We start from the raw sequence: 19564 nt of genomic DNA, 5'->3' as shown, positions 1-19564 counted from the left end.
TACCCCCTAGTGTGTCGCCTTGCTCGGAGTACGGCCGCGGACCTGTAGGGCCCCCTTTGACAACCGGTCGAGCAGTATGGCGATAGCTACGATGGCAAGTCCCGCCCGAAGGCCGAGGCCCATTTCCATCCGTGTCAGCCCGCGGGTGACTTCGGCTCCAAGACCACCGGCACCAACAAGGCCAGCGAGTACAACCATCGCCAGGGACAGCAAAATGCACTGGTTCAGACCAACGAGAAGCGTGGGCGTGGCGGATGGAATCTCAATTTTGAAGAGAATCGCGCGGGGTGACGCGCCCGTCGCCTGCCCAAGTTCCATGAGGTCCTTCGGCACCTGATTGAAGGCAAGCGTGGTGAGACGCAGCATGGGGGGTATGCCGTAGACGATCGTCGCGATGATAGCGGGAACACGACCGAGGCTGAAAATCATCACGGCTGGGATGAGATAGACCCATGGCGGCACGGTTTGCATGATGTCGAGCACGGGCCGAAGGCCGGCCTCGAGGCTCTTGTAGCGAGACGCTAGAATACCGAGGGGAAACGCGATCGACACCGAAATCAAGACGGCAACGGTCACGAGTGCGAATGTCTGCATCGACGCGGTCCAGAGGCCCGCGAGGAAGCAAAAAGCAAGGCCAACCGCGGCGATCACCGCAACCCTGATATTGATCACCAACCCGGCAAGGAGGACCACCATCAGGATCACCGCATAGGGCGGCGGATAGAGCAGGACCGCTTCGATGCCTCCCAGGACCGCCTCAATGAATTTGGTGAGCCCGTCGAAGAGCGGGTGGAAGTTCGCGTTCAGCCAATCCACGACCGGAGCGAGATATGCACCTGGCGAAAAACGAAAAAGGTCGGCGTTCATCTTGCACCTGCCTTTGCCCGATGGGCGGCGCTTTGTGTCAATCTGTCGAGCACCATGGTGAGGATGACGATCGCGATAGCCGCATTGATGGAGGTTGCAATATCGAGCGTGCGCACAGCCCCGTAAATCGTCTCTCCGAGCCCGCCAGAGCCGACAATCCCGGCGATGACAACCATCCCGAAGGCCATCATGAGGCTCTGGTTTATTCCAGCCATCACGCTGGGGATCGCGAATGGCAGCCTGATTTTGGTGAACATTTGCCACGGGGTCAGGCCACTCGCCTGACCGAGTTCGATGAACTCTCGCGGCGTCATCCGGATGCCAAGCGAAGTCAGGCGGATCGCGGGAGGCATCGCGACGATGAAGGTCGCGATGAGGGCGGTCGCAGGTCCGTAGCCGAGCAGCGCGATTGCTGGGAGAAGGTAGATATACGGCGGTAGCGTCTGAATGAGGTCAAGCACGGGCTCGAGAGCCCGGTCGAAAAGTCTGACGAAGCCGGCGAATATCCCGATCGGGATGCCCACGATGAGGGCTAGGATCGTTGCCGTCGCCACGAGCGCCAATGTGCTCATGGTCTCGTTCCAAAGACCCATGGCTGCGCAGAACGTCAATGCGATGCCTATCAGCAGGCCGGCGGTAGCATTGATCATTCGCAGTCCAAGCAGTGCGGCAAGGGCGGCGATGATGTAGAACGGCGAGATTTGGAGTGCCCAGAGGATGGCGTCATATGTCCCCTCCAAAACCATCCTGATGAAGTCGAACAACCATTCACCGTTGTCGCTGATCCAGGCAAGCGCATCGTCCGTAGCGCTGTCGAAACTATCCGTAATGACTGAGGTGTCCATTTCACTACCTCCAATTACGCCGCCACAAGCTCTCTGGTGGGGGGACCTGCCACGGCAGAAAGCAATCCGCGTGTCGTCACGATACCGACCACAGCACCGTTCTCGACGACTGCAACCGCGTCGCGGTTCGAGCGCATGGTGAGATCAATCAGTTCCCCAATGTCGGCCTCAAGCGAGGTCTTGAGGAGTGCTTCGACGTCGCAATGGGGTTGCGAAGTCTTGAACTCAGCGACCGGAAGCATCACTGAATGTGCCTTGACGAGATGGATTCTCGAAATGCCGGCGACAAATTCGGAGACGTAATCGTCGGCCGGCCTCGTTACGATCTCTTCAGCGGTACCCACCTGCACGATCACGCCATCCTTCATGATCGCAATCCGGTCACCGATCCGAATGGCCTCTTCCAGGTCATGGGTAATGAAGACAGACGACTTGCCGAGTGATTTCGTCAACTGCCGGAACTCGTCCTGGAGCTGTCTACGAATGAGCGGGTCGAGCGCGCTGAATGGTTCGTCCATCAGGATGATTTCCGGGTCTGCCGCCAGCGCTCGGGCAAGCCCAACACGTTGCTGCATGCCACCTGAGAGTTCCGAAGGATAGCGCCCAATCCAGTCGGCGAGTCCGACTTTTTCTAGCGCAGCGAGGGCAACCTTGTGCCTCTCGTCCCGAGGCACACCCCGGACCTCAAGTCCGAATGCGGCGTTTTCGAGCACGGTTCTTCCCGGAAGAAGGGCTACGCTCTGAAACACCATGCCGATGTTGCGGGCGCGCATGTCGCGTAGCTCGGCGGCGTTCAGCTTGGCGATGTCCTTGCCCTTGATCGTGATCCGGCCAAGGCTCGGTTCGATCAACCGATTGAGCAAACGGACGAGCGTCGACTTGCCACTGCCCGAAAGCCCCATGATGCAGAATATCTCCCCGCGGCAGACCTGAAGATTGGCATTGGAGACGCCAACCACGCAGTCGAATTCTTCGAGGATTTGCTTCTTGGAAAGCCCACGCTCCTCGACGGCCTTTATCGCAGCCGGGGCACGAGCGCCGAAAATTTTCCAGACATTCTGGCAGTCCACCAGCACTTCGTTTGCATTTTTGATCGTGTTCATCTCGTTCCCCGCAATTCAGCCCGTAGCTGTTTGCTTTTGGTCGATTGCGGGCGGCACCATTCCGAGCCGCCCGCATTTTCACGCTCATTCGCTCTTGATGTTGCCCCAGCGCTTCAGCAGGTCGGAGTGGCTGTCGGTCCAGTCCTTGATTGCCTCGTCCATCGACTTGCCGTCGCTGACCGCACCGTTTATCGCGGTGATGTCGGCAAGCGGCACATAGACGCTCGCAACAACCTCTCGAGCGTGCGGGTAGTCAGCGGAGAAACCTTTCTGGCCGATCCAATAATAGCTCTGTGGCGGTGGGAAGATGCCCTTTGGGTCCTTCAGAAACTTCATCGGGTACTTCTGCATCATCCAGGACGGCTCCCAGATAGTGACCGCGAGCCATTCCTTCCGATCGACTGCGGACTTGAGTGCAGCGGTCATGGCCGCAGTGCTGCCTTCCACAAGCTGCAGCTTGAGGTCATAGCCCTTTACGGCGGCGGCGGCATCCCGCATCAGACCTGAACCCGGCTCGATACCAATGATCTTGCCGCCGAATTTGTCGGCGTTTTCGTTAAGTTGTTCGACCGAGTCGATGGTTACGTATTGCGGCACTGCGATTGCTTGGTACAGGCCGTGCGAGACCGGGGAAATCTTCTCTAGGCGCTTCTTGTTCTTATCCCAGTAGTCCTGCGCGACATAGTCTGTCTGCGAGGCGAGGAGCTGAACGTCGCCCTTGGTAAGAGCTGCGTAGGCGATACCCCATTCGGAAAATGGGACGACCTTGACGGTGTATCCGGCGTCTTCCAGCACCTTCTTGGTGATCCCGGTGATAGGAGTGAGGTCCTCCCAAGACATGGTCCCGAGTGTGATGGATTTTTCTTCGGCACGCGCGGACACCATGGTCATTCCGACCATCGCAGCAGCACAGAGCGCTTTCCACAAAGTCTTCATTATTGTTCTCCTAGTTTTCGTTCCCATTCTCTTTGAAGACCGGCGGTCGCCCCAGCCTTCACATTGCGCGGCGAAGGATCAGCCTTCGCGGCCTGCGCGCAATTCCTGCAAACGGATCACCGAGTTGATGCCGAGCCATGCGAAAGGCTCTGGGGGGAGCCGCGACGGTGCCGGGTGATCCATGTATTCATCGAGTTGCTGAGAGGCCGCTCCGGTCGCCAGTTCGGCAGCCATCATGCCGGCAAGAGTGCTCTTGACGGTGCCAAGCCCGTTCTCGCAGCAGGCGGAAAACAACCCCTCTTCGACTTCGCCAAAGGCGGGCACGTGGTTGAGGCTGAGGCAAAGTCGGCCGGCCCAGCTGTATTCGAATGGGATCGCCTTGAGCTCGGGGAACCTCGCATCCAGCGAGCGACGGTGCGCCGCAGCCAGTTTGCGCATGCGATGTTCTGACAGGCTGACCTTCGTGTCGTAAGTGTATTTGGTCCGGATCACGATCCGCGATTGTCCGGCGGACGTGATTTTGCGCACCGTAGCGCCCATAGCATCAGCCGGAAGGAGGGCCCAGCGATCGCGACCCGAAACTTTCTGCCCGAAGTCGTCGCTCGGGAAGGGCGCGGTCATCGAGGCATAGGCGAAAATGTGCATCAGCCGCCTGCCGAAATGGCCAAAGTCCTCGACATGACCATTGACGCCCAGAATGACCTTTGGGGCCGTGACGGTGCCGCGCGACGTTGATGCTGTCCAGTACCCGGTCTCGGACTTCAGTGAAGTCACCGGGGATTGTTCGAACAGATCGACCCTTTGCGACAGGCCGGCGGCGAACTGCCGTATATAGTCGGCCGGTTGGATCAGGACCGCGCCTGGTGTGTAAAGCCCACCGAGATAATAGCTCGATCCGGTGATCTCACGCATTTCGCTGGCGTCGAAGAAAGTGTGCTTCTCGCCGGCGCTTTTCAGAGATTGGCCGAAACTCGTGTTGAGTTTCATGCCGCGCGCTGTCGCGGCCGCATTGATCTTGCCCGCCGGATCGAACGTCTCGCGCGACATCCCGTAGGCTTCGGCCGCTCGCGTCGCGAATGCGATGGCGCACCGGTTCTGGGCCATTTCCCGGCGGGTCGCATCAGCGGTACCGCTCGAGTATTCGCTGGATGAAAGGTTGTGCGGCACGTCGATCATGTAGCCGGAGTTTCGTCCCGACGTGCCCTTGCCAACCTCACTCGCTTCGAGAATGACGACTTTATCTTCGGGCCTGAGCTCGAGCAGGCGGCGCGCCGCTGAAAGTCCGGCGAACCCGGCCCCTATGATGAGCCAGTCCGCTGTCACGTTGCCGTCGAGCCGGCGGACCGGGAACGAACGTCGACTGATCGCCTCCCAGCCAGAGATGCCGTTCTCGACCGGCAAGCGTTTGACGGACCGCGTGTTCATCGGATCGTCTCGTCGACAGAGCGCTCCGAAACGTCGATCCAGATCGTCTTCAGTTCGCAATAATTGTCGTGGGCGAAGATCGATTTGTCACGGCCTCCAAAACCGGACTCCTTGTATCCGCCGAACGGGGTCGTGGCGTCGCCTTCGCCGAAGCAGTTGACCGTCACCAGGCCCGCGCGGATGTCGCGGGAGAGGCGGATCGCGTTCCGCAGGCTTCCCGTGTAAATTGACGCCGTCAAGCCGTAGTTGGTGTCGTTGGCAAGGGCCATGGCCTCGGCGAGGGTTTCGAAGGTCGTAACGGAGAGGATCGGCCCGAATATCTCTTCCTGGAATAGCCGGCTCTCCGGCGTGACACCGTCCACGACCGTGGGTTCGATGAACGCACCCTCATATGTTTCGCCACCATGGGTGAGGGCGAGTTTTTCCGTCTTCACGTCGTCGAGGAAGGACTTCACCTTGTCGAAATGGTTCTTGCTGACGAGTGCGCCGATGCGGTTTTCTGGATCGAGCGGGTCGCCCGTCTTCCACTCGCGCATATAGGCCCCGATCCGCTGCAGCAGCTCGTCCTTGACGCTCGACTGGACAATCAGGCGAGAGGTCGCCGAGCAATTTTCACCCATGTTCCAGAAAGCGCCGTTGACTACCTGTTCGGCTACAAGGTCGAGGTCTTCAGCGTCTGCCAGCACGACCGCGGGGTTCTTGCCACCGCATTCGAGAACTATCTTTTTCAAATTGGAGTCGGCCGCATAGCGCAGGAACCGCCGACCGGTCGGGGTGGAACCGGTGAAGGCTATCATGTCGACGTCCATATGCAGGCCGATCGGCTCGCCGACATCCTTGCCGCTGCCCGTGACGACGTTGAAGACACCCGCGGGTATCCCCGCCTCATAGGCAAGCTCGGCGACGCGAAGGGTGGTCAGTGTGGTTTCCTGCGCCGGCTTCACGATCACCGAGCATCCAGACGCGAGCGCCGGGCCGATTTTCCACGCGAGCATCAGCAGCGGGAAGTTCCAGGGCAGGACGCAGCCAACGACGCCGATGGGCTCGCGCACGACCATGGCCAATGCATTCGCCCCGACGTTGTTGGTGTTGTCGTAGAGCTTGTCAATCAGTTCGGCGTGCCAGCGGATCGTATGGATTGTGTCGGGCACGTCGACCGTCTGGCACTCGCGCACCGGTTTGCCGCTGTCGATGCTTTCCATGACCGCGAGTTCGTGGCGGTTTTCTTCGATGAGCTTAGCCAATTTGATCAGTACGGCCTTGCGGTCGCTTGGCGACCGCAAGCGCCAGCGGCCGTCCTCGAAAGCCTGCCTTGCCTTGGCGACGGCAAAATCCACGTCGCTTGCGTCGCAGGCCGCGATCTCGGCGAGAACCTCGCCCGTTGCGGGGTTGGTCGTCGTAAAGGTCTTGCCGGAATTGGCCGGCCGGAAAGCCCCGTCGATGAAGGCGTTGGTGGGCAGGTCGAGCCCGACGGCGATGGCCTTGTACTCAGCGGCGGTCAGAGGTTCATGCATTGTTGGCTCCCGACGTGATCTGGGCGACCGTTCGCTTCAACGTGGAGACGACAGTCTGGAGGGTTCGTTTCTCTTCGGAGTTGAGCGGGCGGAGCGGGGCTCTGACGGGGCCTGCCCTCAGGCCGATCAGTTCGCACCCATGCTTGATCGACTGCACGAACTTGCCGCATTCGAGGAAGTCCATCAGCGGCAGCATCGCCGTCATGATCGCCCGGCCCTTGTCGAAGTTCTTTTCGAGGACGCAGGCCTCATAGAGTGCCACATGCTCCTTCGGCAGGAAGTTGGAACCGGCACAAACCCAGCTCTTCGCTCCCCAGGCAAAGAACTCGAGTGCTTGATCGTCCCACCCGCAGGAAAGCGAGATGTGCGGGAATTTACGAGCCAACAGGTGCAAATTGGCCATGTCTCCCGAGCTTTCCTTGATGGCGACGACGTTCCGGGACTTGCCGACCCGGGAAAAATACTCGTCTCCCATCATCACACCCATCCGGGCCGGGTAGTTGTAGAGCATGATCGGCAGGTTAGCGGCCCGATCGACAGTCAGCGCATGGACGGCGTTCTCACGCTCCGTCGGCAAGGCATAAGGCGGTGACGATACAAGGATGGCGTCCGCACCAATCTCTTTGGCCGCCTTGGCGAATTCGACGGAGTCTTCCGTTCTGGTCGCACCTGTTCCGATGATGAGGGGCACGCGAGAGCCGATCACATCTTTGGCGAGCACTGCGAGATCGAACCGCTCCTGAGCGCTCTGCGCGTAGTACTCTCCGGTCGATCCCCCTACGATGATGCCGTGAACTTTGGCTTCGATTAGCGATTCCAACACAGTGGCGAAGCCGTTGCCGTCGATCTTGCCGTCTTGCCCCAGCGGCGTGACAGCGGGCGTGTAAATACCTTCGAACTTCAAGATGACTTCTCCATCGATAATGCGGGAACATCCACGAGCGCGTCAGCCTTCATTCCCTGCGGCGCGATGAACATTTCCATGTTCTCGCGCGACAGCTCCCAGTGCTCGAACACCAGATCAACGACGGTGTCCTCGTCATGCGAGGCTATCGCCGCGATGAAGCCGTCATGGTGATCGACCGCGACCTGCAGGCGCTGGCGCATGTCATCGGTCTTGGGGCGGAAGAAGGTGTGGCCGATGCGGGCGTGATCGATCAGAAGGCGGCCGAGGCTCGGCTGTAGGTAAGCGTTGCCGGACATTTCGCCGATGATTTCGTGGAAGCGATTGTTCTCGAGCACCATCGAAAGAGCCTCGCCGGTTTGGCTTGCCGAACGAAAGCGCTCTTGGGTGTCCTTGAGGTCGCCGAGTTGCTTCTGCTTGAAGTTCTGAACGGCGAGGCGGCCGATCGCGGCATAGACCATCGGAGCGACCAGGAAGAAGTGCCTGAGCGTCTGATGGTTCATAGGACTGACGCGTGCGCCGCGATTGGCCCTGATGTCGATGTAACCTTCACCTTCGAGCCGACGAAATATCTCGCGAACCGGCGTGCGGGAGAGGCCGTATTGCTCGCCCAAGCTGACCTCATCAAGGTCTTGGTCGGGGTCCAGTTCCATCGTTAGAATCTGGCGCTTGAGGTCCTCGTAGAGGCCGCTCTTTCCGTTCTTCACAGAACCCTCCTTTTCGAATGCCGTGGGCGGAGCTTGCCGCTGACGAAGGTCAACGTCGCACATGGTCACCAACGAGTCAATGAAATTGTATAATCTGCGTATACATTCGGTATTCCCGCATTATACATTTCCGTATATGCCCGAGTTACACGTCGGTGAAACTCCCGGGCGATCGCCCTGAAGAGGCGAAGCGGCTACACCGGGCACGTGCCAAATAAGAAGCCCCCGGGAGGTAGTTCCCGGGGGCTTCTTATTTTCCAAAACTTAGTTCAACTGCTCTGCGCGCTGGCCCAGCGAGAGTTCAGGCCCACCAGTAAACAGAAAACGTTCCCAGCCACTTACCCCGAGTTCCTCCATAAAGCGACGAGGGCGTAGACGGCCCGCCGGGCAGAAATGCCGAATTCGACGAATGCGGAATCCAAGCGCGCTTCTAAGGCGAGCGGTGCCACATTGATGAGTTTAACGATCGCACAACTCTTGAGGGATATTACGCCAACAGACAGTCACGGACGCGAATATGCCCGAAAACGAAATTCTAGCTCCAAACCAGCGTAAAGCCCGCAGGAAGCGCAGCCTCCAGCGGCAGATTATCGGCGCAGACAACGCCGACTTCGGCTACGAGTATCAACTGTTCGTTGCCCTGTTGGAACTCGTTGTGGTGGCTCGTCGCTGGGTCGAAGGCGACATCGGCGGAGGCTCCGTGGTAAGGCAAGGGAGAACCCCCGTAGATGATGTGCATGTCACCGCCGACGATCATCTTCGTGTGATCCAGGTCAAGGGAGGCGACAAGGTCTCGTGGGAACACGACCTAGTTTGCGCTCTCTGGAGCGAGTACAGAATCCCTGCCCAAAGTGGCAGCAAATCCATTGAGGTTTGCGTGGGATCGGCTGATCTTCGCCTAAAGATGGAGGGGAACAAGCTCACGGGCAGAAGCAGATTGACCGGGGAAAGGCACAACCTCCATTTCGTCGAGGTGATTTGCGTCCCAGACCAATGGCGTTTTCGTCCTTATCTATATCCCGCTGTTTTCAACAGTCTCGAATTACTGACGATCGAAGACTGGCATGATGATCTAATGGGATCGGTTTGGTACTACTTTCACCGAGCCTTCGTGGAGTCCCGATACAAAGGCGATGTGCAAGCGATTTTGCTAGAGGTAGATCGGATGTCGAGATACACAACGCGTTTTCCCGATCATTTAAGCATCCCCGAGACGTATCACGAGTTCGTGGACAAACTAAACAACAATATTGAGCAGTTGTTGTTTGCAACGGATGGATCGAAGTTGATTGTCAGCAACGGTGATGACGAAGAATTGAGCCAAAGACCAAGCGTCTATCCTCTACTGAAGTATTACCGCGCCCTAAAAGATAAAATCCCCGAAACTTTCGATGAGTTCCAGGCGGTCGCAAGGACACTAGGACGATGACGGTAATCGACGAGCGACTGGCACTAGGCGGTTCGGATTTCTTGATCCAACTCGAAGGCGATGCAAAAGCGCTTGTTCGCGATTGGAAGAAAGCCGCTTCTACGAACACTTACATTGTCGGAAACAGCAGGGATTTCGATCAGTTCGCAAAACTGTTCGTCGAGGCGCTGGGCGCAAACTATGCTGGCGCTGCGACCTTCTGGCCAGAAGCACTCGGAGTTGTCGATGAGAATGGCAAGCGAATGTTTACGCCTGGGAACCGATACATCGGTCGACCAAAAGTTGACAGACCCGACCTCCTCTTCTGCCAATCGATTATCGCTTCAAGCCGTGAGGTGAGGGGGATGATTTCCACAGTCCTCGACCTGATTAATGTCGGAAACATCAGAATCTGTACCCTCCATATTACAGATACCGCAAAAACGGACTTGGAGACCTATTTCGATAATGATTCGGAACTTCCTGTAAGTGTACTTTCACCCGACATCGTCCAGCGCTCGGATGACGGATGGAAGCTACAGACGATGTATTATAATCTCTTGGAAGCCGCATTAGGATCGAACACTTGGGCGCTGCCTGCGTTTGCTCGCGACAGGATACGGAATTTGCCGAAGCCGACGCAACGCCAAGCCCTGGATTTTTGACACTGCCGGCAAAAGCTCGGGTGGCAACAAGACGGTCAGCTAGCCCTGGAACGATTTGGTAACGGTGGGAACGCTGAGCTTGTCGTTAGGCAGCGTCTGCCGAAGCGCGATAAGACGATCGTACTCCAACACGCTGACCGAAAGCCTTACAGTGGCCCCCATCGTTCCCGCGATTATCAGGATTGGTTTGGGACAACGGTAACTGACCTCCCTCGATATCGCTTGCATCTCCTTGAGGTCGTTGGCGCTAGGGGCTGGCGATCCGCTTGGGTGAGAGTGCCATTCGCCAACGTAGTAGCTCCCGCGGCTCCATCGGTTTCTCAATAAGTCCTTTAAACCATGGACTCCCCGCTGGAACCATGTCGACCCAGCTCGTGAGTCCTTCGGACGGGTCGTCGCCTCCGTGACGATCGCGCTATTCCCATCGAGGTCATAATGGCCAATGAGGATACCGCCGGTTTCCCGCACCCCCGCCGCCAATGCTTGGTCTCTGATCGTCCGGCATGCCTCCGTGCTGAGACGGACCGCAACCTTGGCCATTCCGCCGTCGAAACGGATCATGTCATGCTCAGACATCGCGCCTCTCCACCATGCCGTCGTCGGATTGTCGGAAGTATTCGCAACGGCGTTCCGGAGAGCGCATCGCGCGGACGACCGCCTTCGATCCAACTGCGCTCCACAGCCGCACATCCGCAGCACTCGCTGGAAACACCGGGTGCCAACAACCCACACCCTCCACTCTGGCGTCGTTTAGATCGGTCGGAGGAACATCGACTTCCGAAAATCGCTCTTTCGCGTCGATCGTGGGAAAGGAGGCTTCGGATGCGGTGAAGATGAGTAGGCCTTCCGCCTTCCAGGTCATCGCTAAACTGACGAAAATCTTTTCGCCACCCCAGTCAAATTCTGACATCGCATCAAGAACGACATCGGAACCGGTGCAGTCGACGATGACTTCATATGTTCGCAGTTGCGCGGCTAAATTGCTGTCCATCGGTGGAAAGCTTGTTTCAAAGGCAATGGCATCGGCGTCAGGCATTATCAGATTGAGCGCACGTGCGAGGGCTTTGGCCTTGTTATGGCCAACGCCATCCAATCCCAGCGCATGTCGCGTCAGATTGCCGACATCGAGACGGTCAGCGTCGATAACACCAATGCGCGTGACACCCATCCGGGCCAAATTTTCCGACAGGGCGCTGCCGAGAGACCCGGCACCGATGAGCAGCACACTTTTTAGGGAACTGAGAACTTCGTGACCCGAACGCGTCCTAAGCTCCTCGGGCTCCCAATTAGCCGTGCGTAGCCAGGATAGGACTGTAGTCGAGGTGGCCCGGGAACGGTCGACCAGCCTCCGCGTCTGTTCGCTTGATCGAAACCCGTTTTTCTGGGTTCGCCGATTTGAAAGCCCCACGCCCTCCAGAGCAATCCAATGATATCGCGAGGGAGGATATCCAATCACGTGGGAGATTGGAAACCCGAACAGCAATATGAGGGGGTCGTTATCAGTTCTTCGCCGTCGGCGATCCGCTCCGGCGTCGATCAAGATATTCTCAAGCGCGATTCCCGATTTCTCGAGGTATGAGGAGAGGGCGCTCCATGTGCGTGGGAGTTCCCAAGGCGACAGAACGGGCAACTTGTCGAGAGCAACCCACAGCGCGGCAGTCGCCGATGGCAGCGCAGAGATCAACCCGCCCCATTTGAGTTCTCGGACAGGCTTCATTTCCTTATCGCGGAATGCGGTCAGTGCGTAAGTCGCTGAGGCTCCTGGAAGTTTGGCAATGTCAGCCCAGCCCCACGTGCCTCGTCTCCCCGACCAAAAGGCAACATCGCTTTCGGAGCTCATGAAACCAATGAGGGGGAACCCACCCTGTTCCGGCCCCGCAGGCAGCTCGAAAGGCTCCCCTACTACGGCGAGTTCTCCTGTCGCCGCTGCGTCGATCCAAAGCAGGAGCCTATCAAGATACCAAGTGATTTTCTCGGCAAGCTCTTCAGGTTGACCGTACCACGAACTTCGCCCAAAAACGGCCGTCTGCCGCTGAAGACAGGGATTGCCAAGCCTCCACGGCGTGCCGGCCGCGCCTTCATGGTTGAAACTCTGGTGCTGAAAAGTTGTCGTGATCCCGCCATCCTTCGCAGGATAGATCGTCACTGCGGTGTTTGCAGGTTCGAACGTCACAAACCATTTCGTCTCGGCCGGCATCCACGCCGTCTCGGGAACGGAGAGTCTGGCGAGAATAGGCAGCGACCAGACCCCGTCCGCGCGACGCGTCCAGGGACCTGTGCATTCGATTCGGGTGTGACCGGCAACGCCGCTGATTGCCAAGCCGAGAGGTTCAGGTACGAACAACTAGGAAGCCTCAGGCAAAACGGTCGGTTTTCCGGGGTTCGGCTGGTTTCGTTGGCTGCGTGAAAAAGCCAGCCTTTCGATCCCCACCATTCGGCCCGGGAAGGGGGAATTTCGTGCCGAACAGTTTCTGCCAGAGTTCGCCGCTCTTCTGGGCGTCTTCGGATTCCAACGCCTCTCGTGCCTGATCGGCGGCCGTCGAAACCGCAGTGTGGAACGCCTTGAAATGCTCGGTGGACAGGCGCTTCAGGACGTTGTGCTCGGGCACGCCGTGATCAGAAAGCGTGGGAACCTGGTCCACGAGTGCCTCGAAACGCCATTTGTCTCGCATGGATTCCAGCGTTTGAACAAAGCCTTTGGCCACCGAACTCGTGCCATCCTCGAGGACATACCCGATCATATGTTCGAGAGGATAGCCCTTCGGATACTTTGGCAGCCTGTCCGCATGCTGTTGACGCCACCACTTCATTGCCCTGACGATGTTAACGTAGTGACCATTGCAGGCGCGGTTCTTAGCCGCCGTCCACTGAATCTGGGCTAGAGGATGGGTCCTTCCCCAGGTTCCGACATCCCGATCGGGAAGGAAGAGCGGGTTCGGACGCCAGTTCGCTGTCGGGGCGTCGTCGAGCGCGGGCGGCTGGAAGCCAAACGGCGTGGGCTGCCAATTCTCATTGAGACGCCAGGTCGTGTCGTCTTCGAGCGTCTCCGTCGTGAGGACCGAATTGGATCGGTACAATCGTTCCATCACCTGCCTGGAGGTCGGATCGGTTGGCAGCGCTGTGATCACCAAGTCGAGATCGACATAGGTCATCTCGATGCCAAATGATCGGCCCTGCGGCCGCCACTTCCCCGAATAGTGGCGCTCCAGAAACGGAACGAATTTGTCCATCGCCTCGCGGGGAGTGGTGGTCCGATAATCAATGTCGGTTACTACCACGATATCGACATCAGGACGCTTGTCGCCGGTAGGCCGTATCGCCGTCGACCGGCGAACGCTACCCTGCAAGAAGGTCGCCACCACGATTTCCTTGAGCTTCTCGTCAGCGGCGAGCCTTGAGCGCAGTGTGTTCGATCCGGTCTTCCAGTTTTCCTTCTGCCGATCCGTCGGTCGGATATCACGGAGGAATTCGTTAAATTGAGCTTTGAGTTCCATTCTCAACCGATCCTGAAAGAGGGGTGGTAGCTGCCATCGACAGCCCGTTTGAAGTCGAATTCGTAAAGCGTAACCGGCCCCATCGAGTCGCGGTGTTGGCCCATGAAGAACGAGAAGGCGTTCGGCCCGGCAATAAAGAAGTGGATTGTCGCGCCGAAAGTGGGCCGCATCGATTTCACGGTGTCCGCGACCTGGTCGGCCAGGTCCGCAGCGTGCTCGCCGCCCACAAGTGATTTGAGGCCGGGGCCATTTTCCGGAACAACGTTCAGGATACGGCCGACCGTGGCTACGTTCTTGGCAACATAATCGTTCACATCCACGAGGGCGTTGCGCGAAAGCCCGACGACAACAGCGATATCGCCACCGTTGCCGACCTCGATGATTTCCGTATTGGCCCGGGGGCCAGTTTTCCCGTCGTCCGAGCGCCAGACGCTTGTCGGACCGCGTCCCTTTTGATTGATCTCGACATGGGTGTTCGTCTTAAACCCCAACAACGCGCCCGCGAGAAACGCCACCGACGAGTGGGTGTCGAGAAACAGGCGAATATTCTTTTCGGTCACCCTAACCCGCTCGAGGAAACTCTCGATTTCGGGGCGGACGTCTGCGTTCCAGTCTGCGCCGGGCTGTAGATGGCGGACCTCGAAGTGATTAAGAAGGGATAGCGTATTCTCAAACGCGGCATCGAGGTGATCGGCCGGGCCGTCGCTGAAGGAACGGATCGATATGTTTTTCCGGTCCTCGGGCTGTTCGGACTTGATCCAGCCCTGTTCGCGGCAGAACTCTTCGAACCCATCACGGGTGAGAACGCTCCTTTGTGCCGTCTTCAGCGCGCGGGCAGCGCCATCTCGCGGGAAGTCCAAACTGTTCCCGCCCGCAGAAAGCCCGACGATCTGGAAATGCAAATCGACTTGCGTCCGCATATCATCCAACGACAGATAGCCTTCCTTGATGTGGAATGTTTCGAGAATCGCGAACAGCTGCTCGTCTGATTCGAGTTCGAGGTGCTTCCGCCACAGCGCGCGGACCTTGCCCATTTCGCTCCGCTCGGTTTTGCCGACGGCGAGCTTCCCGACATCGATCGCGTTGTCCGCAGTCGCGATGAGCTTCACCAACGGATCGTTGTCGAGAACACGATCAGTGGTGATGAGGGTGAAGGTGGAGTTCGCCGGAGCCTTTGCGACCGCATCCTTGAGCCGCTGGAGAATCGAAAACTTCTCCGCGCCAATGAACTCCGGAGCGATCAGGTCTTCGAAACCGAAGCGCCCGGCACGGGTAACGTGAAATTTGACCTGGTGGTGCGCGGTCTCCACGGCGAACGGTCGACGGGACGCTTTTCCCGGGCTGTACCGGACCACGACGTCGTCGAACCCCTTGGGTCCGTCAGTCTCATATGAAACTTCCACGACATACGGTGTCTCGCTGTTTCGAAGGCCTGAAGCATGCACCCAGAAGAAGCGCGACTGGTAATCATGACCGTCCCAATTTGCAATCACTGCGTCTGCCATCTGAAGCTCATCACACCTTCTGTTTGATTCCTGTTTTGTTCCTCTGGCCATTTTCCGCCGACTTTTCGGGTCGGCGGACCGGATTTTCTCTCCAGAAGGAGCCCGGAAAAACTTTCCGGGCAACAGATTTTGTGTCATCGACATGTCGCCGTGTCAGACTCCTTGTCGCTCCACATCGGGCTAAAAAGTTTTCGGATTAGCTGCAACCGCTCGTCGCACCACAAGTATCGCACTTCTCACAAGTGCCGTTCCGCACCATCGTGAAGTTCTGGCATTCCGAGCACATGTTGCCCGTATAGCCCTGCGCGATCGAGCGCATGCGGCGTTCGTTTTCCTTCTTCTTGGCTTCCGCCTTGGCCGATGCAGCGTCTGCGGCGGCCTTGTCGGAGAAGAGGGCGGTGGCGGTCTGCTGGGCTTCCTGAACCACCTCGTCGATCACTTCTTCGGCGATCTCTACCGCCAGTTCCTTGGCGCGCTCTTCATAATCGCGCTTGAAGGAGACGATTTCCGAGGTGGTGATGGCCACTGTCGGTTCCAGCTTGCGGGCGGCCGAGCCGGCGAAGGAGGTGACGTTGGCGGAGCCGCGGGCAGGGGCTGCCGTTGCCGAACCCTTGGGCTCGGAAGCGGCGCGGTCGCCTTCGTTGCTCGATACCAGCGTCGGCTTGTAACCGCGCGTCCAGCCGGTGGAGAGCAGATTGGTCTTGCCTTCCTGGATGCCCTTGCCGAGTGCGGTGTTGGAGAAGTCGGACGTATCGACATGGGCGAGATCGTGGCGGCCGAGATAGGAGACGGCGAGTTCACGGAACACGTAGTCGAGGATCGAGGTGGCATTCTTGATCGCGTCGTTGCCCTGCACCATGCCGGCCGGTTCGAACTTGGTGAAGGTGAAGGCCTCCACATATTCTTCCAGCGGTACGCCATATTGCAGGCCGAGCGAAATGGCGATGGCGAAGTTGTTCATCATCGCACGGAAGGCAGCGCCTTCCTTGTGCATGTCGATGAAGATTTCGCCGATGCGGCCGTCACCGAATTCGCCGGTGCGCAGATAGACCTTGTGACCGCCGACGGTTGCCTTCTGGGTGTAACCCTGACGGCGGTTCGGCAGCTTTTCACGCTCGCGGGAAACACGCTCGATGACGCGCTCGACGATCTTTTCGGTGATCGTCACGGCCTGCTGGGCCAGCGGCTGCTGGATCAGTTCCTCGACGAAATCTTCTTCGTCGTCATCTTCCACCAGCGAGGCGTTGAGCGGCTGGGACAGCTTGGAACCATCGCGGTAAAGGGCGTTGGCCTTCAGCGCCAGCTTCCACGACAGCATGTAGGCTGCGCCGCAATCTTCCACCGTCGCGTCATTCGGCATGTTGATCGTCTTGGAGATCGCACCCGAGATGAACGGCTGTGCCGCCGCCATCATGCGGATATGCGATTCAACCGAGAGATAACGTTTGCCGATCTTGCCGCAGGGGTTGGCGCAATCGAAGACGGGCAGATGCTCGTTTTTCAGGAACGGTGCGCCTTCCAGCGTCATCGCGCCGCAGACGTGCACGTTGGCGGCTTCGATGTCCTTCTTGCTGAAGCCGAGATGCTCCAGCAGGTTGAAGCTCATGTCGGAGAGCTGCTCGTCGGAAACCTTGAGCGTGCCCTTGAGGAAGTCGGCGCCCAGCGTCCACTGGTTGAAGACGAACTTGATGTCGAAGGCGCTTTTCAGCGCACCATTGACGGCTTCGATCTTCTCATCGGTAAAGCCCTTGGCGCGCAGCGTCGAGGCGTTGACGGCAGGCGCCTGGTTGAGATTGCCGTGGCCGACAGCATAGGCTTCGATTTCGGCAATCTGGCTTTCGGAATACCCAAGCGAACGCAGGGATTCCGGCACGGCGCGGTTGATGATCTTGAAGTAACCGCCACCGGCGAGCTTCTTGAATTTCACCAGCGCAAAGTCGGGCTCGATGCCGGTCGTGTCGCAATCCATGACGAGGCCGATCGTGCCGGTCGGCGCGATAACGGTGGTCTGGGCGTTGCGGTAGCCGTGCTGTTCGCCAAGCGCCAGCGCCTTGTCCCAGGCGGCGGTGGCATGGGTGATAAGGTCCTGATCCGTGCAATCGGCATGGATGAGCGCGACCGGGTTGACCGACAGGCCCTCATAACCATCCGACAGGCCATGGGCGGCGCGGCGGTGGTTGCGGATGACGCGCAGCATGTTGTCGCGGTTCGGCGCAAAGCCCGGGAAGGGGCCAAGCTCACCGGCCATTTCAGCCGAGGTGGCGTAGGAAACACCGGTCATGATGGCGGTGAGCGCACCGGCAATGGCGCGGCCCTCATCGCTGTCATAGGGAATGCCAGACGACATCAGCAGGCCGCCAATGTTGGCGTAACCGAGGCCGAGCGTGCGGTATTCATAGGAGCGCTCGGCGATCTGGCGCGACGGGAACTGCGCCATCATCACGGAGACTTCGAGCACGACGGTCCACAGGCGGACGGCATGTTCGTAATCGGCGATGTCGATGCGCTTCGTCTTGGCATCCTTGAACTGAAGCAGGTTCAGCGAGGCAAGGTTGCAGGCCGTGTCGTCGAGGAACATATATTCCGAGCACGGGTTGGAGGCGCGGATCGGGCCTTCGGCCGGCGAGGTGTGCCAGTCGTTCATGGTGGTGTTGAAGTGCAGGCCCGGATCGGCCGACGCCCAGGCGGCGTGGGAAATCTTTTCCCAGAGGTCACGGGCCTTCAGCGTCTTCATGACCTTGCCGTCCTTGCGGGCGGTCAGGTTCCAGTCGCCGTCATTTTCGACAGCGCGCAGGAAGTCATCCTTCAGCGACACGGAGTTGTTGGAGTTCTGGCCTGACACCGTGAGGTAGGCTTCCGAATCCCAATCCGTGTCGTAGGTCTTGAACTGGATGTCCTTGTAACCCTGTTCGGCGAACTGGATGACGCGCTTGACGTAGTTTTCCGGCACCATGTCCTTTTTGGCAGCGCGGATTTCGCGCTTCAGGGCAGGGTTCCTGGCCGGATCGAAGCAGTCACCATTGTCAGCTTCGCAGTTGACGCAGGCCTTCATGATTGCCTTGAGGTGCTTGGCGACGATCTTGGAGCCGGTGACGAGGGCGGCAACCTTCTGCTCCTCGTTCACCTTCCAGTCGATATAGGCTTCGATATCAGGGTGATCGGCATCAACGACGACCATCTTCGCTGCACGACGGGTGGTGCCGCCGGACTTGATGGCGCCGGCTGCGCGGTCGCCGATCTTGAGGAAGCTCATCAGGCCGGAGGACTTGCCGCCGCCGGAAAGCTTTTCGCCTTCGCCGCGCAGATAGGAGAAGTTGGAGCCGGTGCCGGAGCCGTATTTGAACAGGCGGGCTTCACGCACCCACAGGTCCATGATGCCGCCTTCGTTGACCAGATCGTCTTCGACGGACTGGATGAAGCAGGCATGCGGCTGCGGATGTTCGTAAGCGGATTTGGACTTGGTCAGCTTGGCCGTGAAGGGGTCGACATAGAAGTGGCCCTGGCCCGGACCATCGATGCCATAGGCCCAGTGCAGGCCGGTGTTGAACCATTGCGGGCTGTTGGGCGCAACGCGCTGGGTGGCGAGCATGTAGGCAAGCTCGTCGCGGAAGGCCAGCGCATCTTCTTCTGATGTGAAATACTTGCCCTTCCAGCCCCAATAGGCCCAAGTGCCGGCCAGACGGTCGAAAACCTGGCGCGCATCGGTTTCCGAACCGTAACGCTCGGCTTCCGGCACATCCTTCAGGGCTTTCTCATCGGCAACCGAGCGCCACAGGAAGGAAGGAACATCGTTTTCCTCAACCTTCTTAAGCACCTTCGGCACACCGGCCTTGCGGAAATATTTCTGCGCCAGAACGTCGGTCGCCACCTGGCTGAACTGCGCGGGAACGTCGATATCCGCCAGACGGAACACGATGGAACCGTCGGGGTTCTTGATTTCACTGACGGCCTTGCGGAAGTCGATTTCCGCATAAGGCGATTGGCCGGGCTTCGTGAAGCGACGTTCAATGCGCATGGTTTCCTGTCCTCGTCCATTGGGCGCCCGGCAAAGGGCGCAAAAATCCGGTCCCGCCGTGCGATGTCTTCGCGCAGCCGGTTGTTGCCGATCTGAAAGGGATGTTCATCCTTGGATGCGATCCCTGTATCTCGTGGCTTATACGGCTGCAAGCATAGTGTGGAATACTAAATATA

General features: G+C 58.6%; 15 protein-coding genes. 2 read left to right on the top strand and 13 right to left on the bottom strand.

All coding sequences use genetic code 11. The features are described 5' to 3' along the window. Window positions 1–6 precede the first annotated feature (6 nt). The 8 genes from JZX89_RS15905 to JZX89_RS15870 form a co-directional block, all read right to left on the bottom strand. Window positions 7–867 carry an ABC transporter permease gene (locus JZX89_RS15905; protein WP_207134660.1) on the bottom strand — a complete coding sequence of 287 codons (861 nt, stop codon included), beginning with the start codon at window positions 865–867 and terminating at the stop codon, window positions 7–9. Continuing rightward, window positions 864–1712, bottom strand: a complete 849-nt coding sequence (locus JZX89_RS15900; RefSeq protein ID WP_207134659.1) for an ABC transporter permease — start codon at window positions 1710–1712, stop codon at window positions 864–866. The genes JZX89_RS15905 and JZX89_RS15900 overlap by 4 nt, the downstream gene beginning before the upstream one ends. Window positions 1713–1726: 14 nt before the next feature. Further along, entirely contained in the window at window positions 1727–2815 is a 1089-nt protein-coding gene (locus JZX89_RS15895) for a quaternary amine ABC transporter ATP-binding protein (RefSeq protein WP_207134658.1), read from the bottom strand. Window positions 2816–2899: 84 nt separating this feature from the next. Beyond that, a complete protein-coding gene (locus JZX89_RS15890; RefSeq protein ID WP_207134657.1) occupies window positions 2900–3751 on the bottom strand; it encodes a glycine betaine ABC transporter substrate-binding protein in 852 nt (283 codons plus the stop codon). A gap of 78 nt (window positions 3752–3829) precedes the next feature. After that, window positions 3830–5176: an NAD(P)/FAD-dependent oxidoreductase gene (locus JZX89_RS15885; RefSeq protein ID WP_207134656.1), complete on the bottom strand. Its 1347-nt coding sequence runs from the start codon at window positions 5174–5176 to the stop codon at window positions 3830–3832. After that, window positions 5173–6690, bottom strand: a complete 1518-nt coding sequence (locus JZX89_RS15880; protein ID WP_207134655.1) for an aldehyde dehydrogenase — start codon at window positions 6688–6690, stop codon at window positions 5173–5175. Before JZX89_RS15880 ends, JZX89_RS15885 begins: the two co-directional genes overlap by 4 nt. Next, window positions 6683–7594: a dihydrodipicolinate synthase family protein gene (locus JZX89_RS15875; RefSeq protein WP_207134654.1), complete on the bottom strand. Its 912-nt coding sequence runs from the start codon at window positions 7592–7594 to the stop codon at window positions 6683–6685. The genes JZX89_RS15880 and JZX89_RS15875 overlap by 8 nt, the downstream gene beginning before the upstream one ends. After that, complete coding sequence (locus JZX89_RS15870; protein ID WP_207134653.1) at window positions 7591–8301, bottom strand: GntR family transcriptional regulator; 711 nt, start codon at window positions 8299–8301, stop codon at window positions 7591–7593. The genes JZX89_RS15875 and JZX89_RS15870 overlap by 4 nt, the downstream gene beginning before the upstream one ends. A gap of 517 nt (window positions 8302–8818) precedes the next feature. Here JZX89_RS15870 and JZX89_RS15865 point away from each other — a divergent pair. Both JZX89_RS15865 and JZX89_RS15860 read left to right on the top strand, forming a co-directional pair. Next, window positions 8819–9730, top strand: coding sequence for a hypothetical protein (locus JZX89_RS15865; protein WP_207134652.1), 912 nt, complete (start codon window positions 8819–8821; stop codon window positions 9728–9730). Next, entirely contained in the window at window positions 9727–10374 is a 648-nt protein-coding gene (locus JZX89_RS15860; RefSeq protein ID WP_207134651.1) for a hypothetical protein, read from the top strand. The genes JZX89_RS15865 and JZX89_RS15860 overlap by 4 nt, the downstream gene beginning before the upstream one ends. Window positions 10375–10413: 39 nt before the next feature. Here JZX89_RS15860 and JZX89_RS15855 read toward each other — a convergent pair whose 3' ends face one another. Genes JZX89_RS15855 through JZX89_RS15835 form a run of 5 tightly spaced genes read right to left on the bottom strand, consistent with a single transcriptional unit; the run spans window position 10414 to window position 19388 of the window. Further along, window positions 10414–10914: a Mov34/MPN/PAD-1 family protein gene (locus JZX89_RS15855; protein WP_246746750.1), complete on the bottom strand. Its 501-nt coding sequence runs from the start codon at window positions 10912–10914 to the stop codon at window positions 10414–10416. Between the two features lie 28 nt (window positions 10915–10942). Continuing rightward, window positions 10943–12718 (bottom strand): HesA/MoeB/ThiF family protein, encoded by a 1776-nt coding sequence (locus JZX89_RS15850; RefSeq protein WP_207134649.1) that lies wholly within the window; start codon window positions 12716–12718, stop codon window positions 10943–10945. A gap of 10 nt (window positions 12719–12728) precedes the next feature. Next, window positions 12729–13868: an SMODS domain-containing nucleotidyltransferase gene (locus JZX89_RS15845; RefSeq protein WP_207134648.1), complete on the bottom strand. Its 1140-nt coding sequence runs from the start codon at window positions 13866–13868 to the stop codon at window positions 12729–12731. A 2-nt stretch (window positions 13869–13870) separates the two neighbouring features. Continuing rightward, on the bottom strand, window positions 13871–15517 hold the full coding sequence (locus JZX89_RS15840) for an SAVED domain-containing protein (RefSeq protein ID WP_246746744.1): 1647 nt from the start codon (window positions 15515–15517) through the stop codon (window positions 13871–13873). Window positions 15518–15569: 52 nt separating this feature from the next. Then, complete coding sequence (locus JZX89_RS15835) at window positions 15570–19388, bottom strand: vitamin B12-dependent ribonucleotide reductase (protein WP_207134647.1); 3819 nt, start codon at window positions 19386–19388, stop codon at window positions 15570–15572. Between the last annotated feature and the right edge of the window lie 176 nt (window positions 19389–19564).

This window comes from Agrobacterium burrii, assembly GCF_017313405.1.
In the GTDB taxonomy this organism is placed as follows: Bacteria; Pseudomonadota; Alphaproteobacteria; order Rhizobiales; family Rhizobiaceae; genus Agrobacterium; species Agrobacterium burrii.
Note: the sequence above shows the minus strand (reverse complement) of the source record. Positions and strands in the feature narration are given on the sequence as shown.

Bases quoted from the DNA above. Each gene is read 5' to 3' on its own strand.
- JZX89_RS15895 (WP_207134658.1), bottom strand. From the start codon at position 2,815: ATGAACACGATCAAAAATGCAAACGAAGTGCTGGTGGACTGCCAGAAT.
- JZX89_RS15840 (WP_246746744.1), bottom strand. From the start codon at position 15,517: ATGTCGATGACACAAAATCTGTTGCCCGGAAAGTTTTTCCGGGCTCCT.
- JZX89_RS15835 (WP_207134647.1), bottom strand. From the start codon at position 19,388: ATGCGCATTGAACGTCGCTTCACGAAGCCCGGCCAATCGCCTTATGCG.
- JZX89_RS15865 (WP_207134652.1), top strand. From the start codon at position 8,819: ATGCCCGAAAACGAAATTCTAGCTCCAAACCAGCGTAAAGCCCGCAGG.
- JZX89_RS15905 (WP_207134660.1), bottom strand. From the start codon at position 867: ATGAACGCCGACCTTTTTCGTTTTTCGCCAGGTGCATATCTCGCTCCG.
- JZX89_RS15890 (WP_207134657.1), bottom strand. From the start codon at position 3,751: ATGAAGACTTTGTGGAAAGCGCTCTGTGCTGCTGCGATGGTCGGAATG.
- JZX89_RS15845 (WP_207134648.1), bottom strand. From the start codon at position 13,868: ATGGAACTCAAAGCTCAATTTAACGAATTCCTCCGTGATATCCGACCG.
- JZX89_RS15880 (WP_207134655.1), bottom strand. From the start codon at position 6,690: ATGCATGAACCTCTGACCGCCGCTGAGTACAAGGCCATCGCCGTCGGG.
- JZX89_RS15885 (WP_207134656.1), bottom strand. From the start codon at position 5,176: ATGAACACGCGGTCCGTCAAACGCTTGCCGGTCGAGAACGGCATCTCT.
- JZX89_RS15900 (WP_207134659.1), bottom strand. From the start codon at position 1,712: ATGGACACCTCAGTCATTACGGATAGTTTCGACAGCGCTACGGACGAT.
- JZX89_RS15860 (WP_207134651.1), top strand. From the start codon at position 9,727: ATGACGGTAATCGACGAGCGACTGGCACTAGGCGGTTCGGATTTCTTG.
- JZX89_RS15855 (WP_246746750.1), bottom strand. From the start codon at position 10,914: ATGGCCAAGGTTGCGGTCCGTCTCAGCACGGAGGCATGCCGGACGATC.